The following is an 8,150-nucleotide window of genomic DNA, read 5'->3' on the forward strand; positions in this document are numbered from 1 at the left end:
CCCATGCGGGCCATGAATCCCCCACCTTCTATAGGGGGTGAACGATGAAGCGAGGCCAATGGAGACGTTGCTGGGGGCTGGCTGCCGCGCTGCTCGGGCTTCCGGCGGCGGGGCAACTGGAAGGCCCTCCCGAGGGTGCGCCGCAATACTCCTGCTTCGAAGCGGCGCGCCAGGGCGGCTCGGTGACAGCGAGCATCGCGGCACAGCTCTGCCAGGGTGCCCGTTCCGACTCCCCGGCACGGTGCTTCCACCGGGTCCAGGAGGGAGGCTTCCTCGCCGACCCGCAGGCGCTCCAGCTCTGCCAATACGCCACGCCCTCGGATGATCCCGCGTCCTGCTTCCTCAAGGCGCGGGCCTCCTCGTTCGTGGAAGAGACACAGCTCCTGCAACTCTGCCGCCCCCCCATCGCGGAGATTTTGAACCTGTGTCCCTACGGTCCGTGAGTCACCGGGCGCGGAGGAACGCCTTGATGCTCGGGGACTGGAGCTTCTGGGACTCGATGCACAGCCGGATGGACTCCAGGGCCCGGGTCAGCGCGCGCGGACCACCTTCGATCTTGTCCACGCGGGGCGTGAGGAACGTCTCCACCTGCCCCAGGTGGATGTCATCGCAGAGGCTCCCCGTCTGACCAATCAGCCGGCCCAGCTCATCCGAACGCAGCCGCTGGGTCAGCGCATCGAAGTGCGTCTGGTAGAAGTTCCACGCCAGCGCCTGCGACTCCGGCGACATCAACGCCATCCGGAGGATGACCTGCGAGTCCCGCACATCGAATTCCGGCGACACCACGAGCCCCAGCGCCCGCCACAGCAGGTCCGGGTTCCGGAAGTAGGCCAGCGACATCAGCAGCCGGGAACGCTCGGTGCGGTCCTGTTCCTTCTTCGCCGCCTCCAGCAGCGCGTCGAACAGGGCCGCATCGCCGTGCGTCGCGGCTCGGGGCAGCGCGGAACTGAACGCCTCCGGGTCCACCGACTTGCGGTCCGCCAGCCATGCGCGCACCAGGGGCAGCGACTCCTTCACCAGCTGGGGGTCATCCCCCAGGCCGCCGGCCAGCCGGAGGAACAGGGAGCGCCAGCCCTTCACGGAGTCGTCCTCGCCCGGCTTCGGCACCCAGCCCATGGCCCGCGCGCGCGCCGAGTAGAGCGATGCCACCCACGCGCGGAAGCGCTGGCGTTCCTCACGCGTGAGCTGATCCAGGCGCACGAACTCCAGCAGCGAGGCGCCGCTCTGCACCACGAGCCGGTTCGTCGACTTCGCGGAGGCAGGCACCGCCTTCAGCGCCTCACCCAGCGACAGGTCGCCCCGGTTCACCGCCGCATTCACATCCGCCCAGAGCGCCACCTGCTCCGCGGGAGTGAAGGCAGCGACCGGAGTCGCGAGCAGCTTCGTCAACTGCTCGCGGGTGTAACCGCCGCGGTAGTAACCCGTGCCGCCCGCGTTGAGCAGCACCCACGCCGGGCACTGCTTCGTGGGCAACGCGACCTCCGCGGACGGCCCTTGCAACATCGAGCACACCCGCGACGACTGCGTGCCCGTGCCCACGCGAAGACACACGGGCACCTGCCATTCCTGCCGCGCGTCCGCCTTGGACCCCACGGGCAGGTACCGCTCCTGCGACAGCTTCACGGACGGAGCGCCGCCCGCCGGGCATGAAAGCTGCGCGGTGATCCGAGGCGCCCCGCTCCGCTCGATGAACCCGCCGAAGGACTGCGCCACCTCCGGCCCCGCCGCCTGGGACAGGTCCGCGAGGAAGTCCTCCAGGGTCGCGACCTTCCAGGCGTGCTTGCGGACGTAGCCCCGGAGGATGTCGCGGAAGCGCTCCGGCCCCAGCCAGGCCTCGTACATGGCGATGACGGACGAGCCCTTGTCATACGTCGTCCCGTTGTCGAACGAGCCCACGATGTCGTCATTGCTCTCCACCGGCTTGCGCACGGGCAGCGCCGACGCCAGCTCATCCGACGCCAGCGCGGACTGCGTCGCGGACATCGCGCGCTCCTGCTGGAAGTCCCAGGACGGCTCCAGCCGGTCCACCGTCTGCCGGTCCAACCACGCGGTGAAGGACTCGTTCAGCCAGATGTCGTTCCACCAGGAGCAGGTCACGACGTCTCCGAACCAGTAGTGCCCCAGCTCATGGTTGGCGATGACCGCATACGACTTGCGGCGGACCAGCGTCTCCTCGCCGGGCGGGATGAGCGTGAGCGGCTGCCCGAGCGCGACGATGCCCGGGTGCTCCATGGTGCCCCAGTAGCGAGGCACGACCGCCACATCGAGCTTTTCGTACGGATACGGCTGGTCGAAGAAGTCCTCCAGGCCCTTCACGATGCGAGGCGTGATGCTCGCGGCGTAGCGCGTCTCCGCGCCCCGGCCCTTGGGGACGACGAAGCGCAGCGGCACGTTCGTGCGGCCGACGGTGCCGGCCTCCACCACGTCGAACGGCCCCACCATGAAGGCCACGAGGTAGCTGGGCATCGGCTTGCTCTCCGCGAAGGTGACGCGCTCCAGTCCGTCCGGCAGAGGCTCGCGCGACACGACGGGATGATTGGCCAGCGCCACGTGCCCGGCCTTCACGGTGAAGCGCAGGCGCCACGGCACCTTGAAGGTCGGCTCGTCGAAGCACGGGAAGGCGCGGCGCGCGTCGATGGGCTCGAAGAACGTGTAGAGGTAGGGCTCACCGCCCTCCTCCACTCCGTAGAGGCCCTGGCTGCGCTCGCGGTCCACCTTGCCGGTGAAGTCCAGCAGGAGCTGCGCCTTGCCCACCGGCAGCTCCTCCGGCAGCAGCAATCCCAGACGTCCTTCAGGCGCCGTGACAGGCTTCGCGTCGAACGTGCGGCTCCCCACGGTGACGCGAGCCCGCGACACCTCCAGGTCCTGAGCATGCAGCCACACCTGGCGCACGGGCTCGCGGACCTCCACGTCGATGGTGACGCTGCCCGGGTACGTGTCCTCCGAGGGCACGAGCTTCAGGTCCAACGCGTAGTGCACGGGCCGCACGGTGTCCGGCAACCGCAGCGCGGGAGGCAGGGCCTCCGGCCACGAAACAGCGGGCGGCGCGGAAGCAGGTGGCGCGGCCTCTGGCGCGTGGGCACAGCGGACGGTCAACACCACCAGGGCGAGGAGTGGGAGCAGTCGCATGGGGGCACAGCGTAGACCATGCGCGAGTCGCGCACCGTGCCTACGTCTCGACCCGCACCCACAGCAGTCTTGAGATGTCTCCAAGTCCGTGAATCAGTGCTTTCAACCCAGCGAGCCGCTACGGTCCGGATCCCCCCGCTTCAGCTACAAGCCGAGGAAAAACATGTTTCGTCGCAGCAGCGGTCTCCCCTCCCTCTTTGTGTCCCTGCTTTTCGTCGTGGGCTTCGCATCGTCGGCCAGCGCTGACACCTACCAGACCTACGTGGTGCCCACGGTCAATGGCTTTCAGATTGGCACCTTCCTTCCCAACCAGCCCACCGGGAACTTCAGCAGCGCCGCGGACACCGCCCGCCGCTTCTGTCAGGACCAGGGCCACACCGGCGCGCAAAGCTTCACCACCGCCATCCGCAGCTCCTCGTACACGTACATCGTTGGCACGAATGGCGTGGGCGCCTGGAACACCACCGGCAACGCCAACGTGACCATGCTGGAGAGCATCACCTGCGTCACCTCCACTTCCACCTCCCCCTCGGACGTCACGTACACGACGCCGAAGGTCAACGGCTACCAGATCGGCACCATCCAGCCCAACTACCCGTCCGGCAACTTCAGCACGTCGGCGGATACCGCCCGCCGCTTCTGCCAGGACCTGGGCCACGTCAACGTGCGCAGCTTCACCACCTCCATCCGCGGCTCCGCCTACACGTACATCGTGGGCACGAACGGCGTGGGCAACTGGAACACCACCGGCAACGCCAACGTGACCATGCTCGAAACCGTCACCTGCATCACCTGGTAGCAACCCCCGCATGGATGAGGGGAGCCCACGCGGCTCCCCTCCGCCGGGTATTCATAGACCCCGATCGGGTTTGGACAGACACCTCAAAATCTCACAACATGTCTGTCTTCATGTTTTCAACCTGATAGATCGCCCTTTCCTCTCGCTGCGCCAGGAAGGTGCGATGCGTCGACAAGGCACACTGTCTCGGGTTTTGTTTTGCGCTTTAATCAGCGCTGTCATCTCTGTCACGGCTTGTGACAACGGCAGCGAACCGGAGCGGGAGACCGGCAACGTCCGGTTCGTCAGCGCGGTTCCCCAGGCGCTCGCGGGCGATGAGGTCACCCGCGTGACCGTCACGCTGACGGCTTCCGGCGTGCCTTCCGCCACCACCGTGCTCACCAAGGGCACGGAGGGCTGGAGCGGCACCATGTACCAGGTGCCCGCTGGCACCCAGCGCACCTTCACCGCGGAGGCCTTCGCCGCGGACGGCGCTCTTCGCTACCGGGGCGTGGCCTCGGATGTCACCATCACCGCGGGCGCCACCTCCATCGTGGCCATCACCCTCCAGGCGCTGGATGTCCCGGGCCCGTTCGACAACTCGGCCCCGTGCATCGACTCGCTCGTGGCTTCGGCGAGCGCCGTCCTCCCCGGGGGCACGATCTCCCTCCAGGCCACCGCGCATGATCCGGATGCGTCCGACTCCATCACGTATGCCTGGACGGCGGCGGATGGCACCTTCGGTTCACCCACGCTCACGTCGACGACCTGGACGGCTCCCGCGACCCCGGGCGTGTACGCGCTGACGCTGACCGTCACGGACTCGCGCGGCGCCACGGCGACCATCCGCATCGACATCACCGTCATCTCCAAGGACGGCGGCACCACGGCCGGCACCGCGGAAGTGTCCGTGACGTTCAACATCTCCCCCGCCGTCACCCGCGTCACCGCGTCCCGCTCCCCCGTTCCCGTGGGCCAGAGCACCACCGTCACCGCGGACGTGACGGATCCGGACGGCGACGCGCTGACCTACCAGTGGGCCGCGTCCTGCGCGGGCACCTGGACGGATGACACCTCCACCATCGCCTCCTTCACCCCGACCGCCGTTCCCGCTGGCGACTCCTGCGGCAACTGCGCGCTCACCGTCACCGTGAAGGACCCGAAGGGCGGACAGACGCAGGGCACCCTGCGCATCTGCGTGGGCGACGGCGCGAGCGCCAACGTTCCCCCGCGCATCGTCCTCGCGCACCAGAGCAGCGCGTCCGTGGTGGGCGACAGCACCGTGACGTTCCGCGTCCTCGCGGAGGACGGCAACGGTGGCGCCCTCACCTTCAACTGGGCCTCGAGCACCGGCACGCTGGCGACACCCGTGTCCGGGTTCACCTCCAGCGAGATCTCCTGGAAGGCCCCCACCTGCGCGCCCACCAGCGGGAACGCGACCGTCACCGCCACCGTCACCAACGCGCAGGGCTTCTCCGCGTCCCAGGCCTTCACCGTGGCGGTGCAGAACGCCCCCGCGTGCACGCCGCCCACGACGGTCGCGCGGTGGGACCTCACGGCCAGCCTGACGCAGCGCCGCTTCAACGCGAGCCTCATCCCCCTGCCCTCCGGGAAGATCCTCGTCTTCGGCGGGACGGTGACCTCCAACCCCATCCTGGGCACCGCGGAGCTCTACGATCCCGCGGAGGCCACCTGGTCCTCCGCCGGGACGATGGGCACCTCGCACTACAACCCCGCGGTGACGCTGCTGCCCTCCGGCAAGGTCATGGTCACGGGCGGCTTCGCGGCGTACCCGGCCACCACCCCGCTGCGCTCCGTGGAGTTCTACGACCCCGCGACCAACACCTGGACGGCCGGCCCGCAGATGGCCTACGCGCGCGGAGCCCACACCACGACCCTGCTGCCCTCCGGCAAGGTCCTGGCCGTCGGCGGCGTCAATTCCGGCGACAGCGTCAGCAACCGCGTCGTGGAGCTCTACGACCCCGCCACGAACAGCTGGGTACCGGTCGCGAGCCCGACTCACCCCCGGTCGAGCCACCGCGCGGTGCTGCTGCCCTCGGGCAAGGTGCTCGTCCTGGGCAGTAGCTTGCCGGCGGAGATCTACGATCCGTCCAACAATACCTGGAGCATCGCCACCGGCCTGACGACGCGGACCTTCACGGACGCATTCCTCCAGCCGTCTGGCAAGGTCGTCCTGGTGGACGGGACGCTGGTCGCGACGTACGACCCGGTGCGCAACGAACAGGCCACGCTGGGACACTTCACCTACGAGCGCCCCAACTCCTCCCTGGTCCAGCTGAACTCCGGCAAGCTGCTGCTCGCGGGCGGAAATTCCACGTTGGGCCTGACGACGGAAGTCTTCGACCTGGCGACGGGCACTTCCGCGTTCTCCACCAGCATGGCGTCCAACCGCTACTCCATGGCCGCCACCGTGCTGCCCAACGGCAAGGTGCTCTTCATCGGCGGTTGGGACCGGGACACCCCTGGGAGCGTCAGCGCCGTGCTCGTCTACACGCCCGCGAGCCCCTGATGTCCACCTGAAAGACCGCTGAAGCTCTGTCGACGAGCGGCCGGTCCCACCCGGGTCCGGCCGCTCCGGGCATTGCGGCGCCCCGCGTTTGAGCGAGGATGCGGCCCATGTCCAACCTCCAAGGCAAGACCCTCTTCATCACCGGCGCCAGCCGCGGCATCGGCAAGGCCATCGCGCTGCGCGCGGCCCGTGACGGCGCCAACATCGTCATCGCGGCGAAGACCACGGACCCGCACCCCAAGCTGCCCGGCACCATCTACTCGGCGGCGAAGGAGATTGAAGAGGCCGGCGGCAAGGCGCTCCCCTGCGTGGTGGACATCCGCGACGAGGCGCAGATCCACGCCGCCGTCGCCAAGGCCGTGGAGACCTTCGGCGGCATCGACATCCTGGTGAACAACGCCAGCGCCATCAGCCTCACCGGCACGCTGGACACGCCGCTCAAGCGCTTCGACCTGATGCACGGCATCAACACGCGCGGCACCTTCGCGTGCTCGCAGGCGTGCATCCCGTACCTCAAGAAGTCCTCCAACCCGCACATCCTCAACAACTCGCCGCCGCTCAACATGGAGCCGCGCTGGTTCGGCCCGCACGTGGCCTACACCATCGCGAAGTACGGCATGAGCCTGTGCGCGCTGGGCATGGCCGAGGAGCTCAAGGACGACGGCATCGCCGTCAACACGCTGTGGCCCCGCACCGTCATCGCCACCGCCGCCGTGCAGAACCTGCTGGGCGGTGACGACACCATCAAGGGCAGCCGCAAGCCGGAGATCATGGCGGACGCCGCGTACACCATCCTCACGAAGCCCAGCCGCTCCTTCACCGGCAACTTCTGCATCGACGATGAAGTGCTGCGCGCCGCCGGCATCACCGACCTGGACAAGTATCAGTCCGTCCCCGGCGCGGAGCTCTTGCCCGACTTCTTCCTCTAGCGCGCCTTTGGCCCCATGCCCCCGCGCAAGCTCCAGCGACACCTGGTCTGGCTCGAGTCCTTCACCGCCGCCGTGGAGGCCGGCAGCATCGACGCCGCCGCGGAGCACCTGGGCGTCGCCCGCTCCGTCGTGAGCGAGCACATCCGCGCCCTGGAGGAGGCGCTCGCGGATGGCGCCGCCCTGCTGGAGCGGGGGCCGGGCCGGCGCCTGCAACTGTCCGCGCGCGGAGAGCGCCTCTACGCGGGCACCCAGACGCCGCTGCACCAGCTGGACGTGAAGCGGCTGATGGACCTGGCCCGCGTGGAGCCCACCCTGCGCCTGGGCCTCAACCCCACGCTGTCCATGTCGCTGTTGGGCGGCATCGCGCAGGACGCCGCCGCCACCGACCTCAAGCTGGTGGTGGGCTTCGGCGGCTCGCACGAACTCATGCGGCAGGTGCAGACGCGGCAGCAGGACCTGGTGCTCGACTTCACCCCCCTGCCCCCGCACGAGGGCGTGGACACCGAGTCCCTGCTGCGCATGTCCTTCGTCGTCATCGCGGGTCCCGACTCCGCGCTCGCCCGGGAGCGCCCCTCCCGCCGCTCGATGGACGTGAAGGACCTCCAGGGCCAGCGCTTCGTGGACTGGCTGCGGGACGACCCCTACGGCGGCGCCAACAGCGCGCGCTTCGCCGCGCACGGCGTGTCCGTCACCGAGGTCGGCCGGGTGGAGAGCTTCCTCCACCTCTACGAGCTGCTGCGCGCCTACAAGGCCTGCACCATCGCCCCCGACGTGCGCCCCACCC

General features: G+C 69.0%; 6 protein-coding genes. 5 read left to right on the forward strand and 1 reads right to left on the reverse strand.

Features of this window, described 5'->3' with window-relative positions:
* Positions 1-44: 44 nt before the first annotated feature.
* Positions 45-443, forward strand: a complete 399-nt coding sequence (locus D7Y21_RS38630) for a hypothetical protein (protein WP_120565639.1) — start codon at positions 45-47, stop codon at positions 441-443.
* 1 nt (position 444) lies between these two features.
* Here the strand turns inward: D7Y21_RS38630 and D7Y21_RS38635 are convergent, their stop codons facing one another.
* Positions 445-3,129 (reverse strand): M1 family metallopeptidase, encoded by a 2,685-nt coding sequence (locus tag D7Y21_RS38635; RefSeq protein WP_121718377.1) that lies wholly within the window; start codon positions 3,127-3,129, stop codon positions 445-447.
* 217 nt (positions 3,130-3,346) lie between these two features.
* Here D7Y21_RS38635 and D7Y21_RS38640 point away from each other — a divergent pair, with 217 nt between their 5' ends.
* The 4 genes from D7Y21_RS38640 to D7Y21_RS38655 form a co-directional block, all read left to right on the forward strand.
* A complete protein-coding gene (locus D7Y21_RS38640; protein WP_147469507.1) occupies positions 3,347-3,928 on the forward strand; it encodes a hypothetical protein in 582 nt (193 codons plus the stop codon).
* A 328-nt stretch (positions 3,929-4,256) separates the two neighbouring features.
* A complete protein-coding gene (locus tag D7Y21_RS38645; RefSeq protein ID WP_158627415.1) occupies positions 4,257-6,437 on the forward strand; it encodes a kelch repeat-containing protein in 2,181 nt (726 codons plus the stop codon).
* Positions 6,438-6,544: 107 nt separating this feature from the next.
* Positions 6,545-7,366, forward strand: coding sequence for an NAD(P)-dependent oxidoreductase (locus D7Y21_RS38650; protein WP_120565643.1), 822 nt, complete (start codon positions 6,545-6,547; stop codon positions 7,364-7,366).
* A 15-nt stretch (positions 7,367-7,381) separates the two neighbouring features.
* Positions 7,382-8,150 (forward strand): LysR family transcriptional regulator (locus tag D7Y21_RS38655; protein ID WP_147469508.1); only part of this gene is annotated, 769 nt, incomplete at its 3' end.

The organism is Corallococcus sp. AB045 (genome assembly GCF_003668895.1).
GTDB lineage: Bacteria > Myxococcota > Myxococcia > Myxococcales > Myxococcaceae > Corallococcus > Corallococcus coralloides.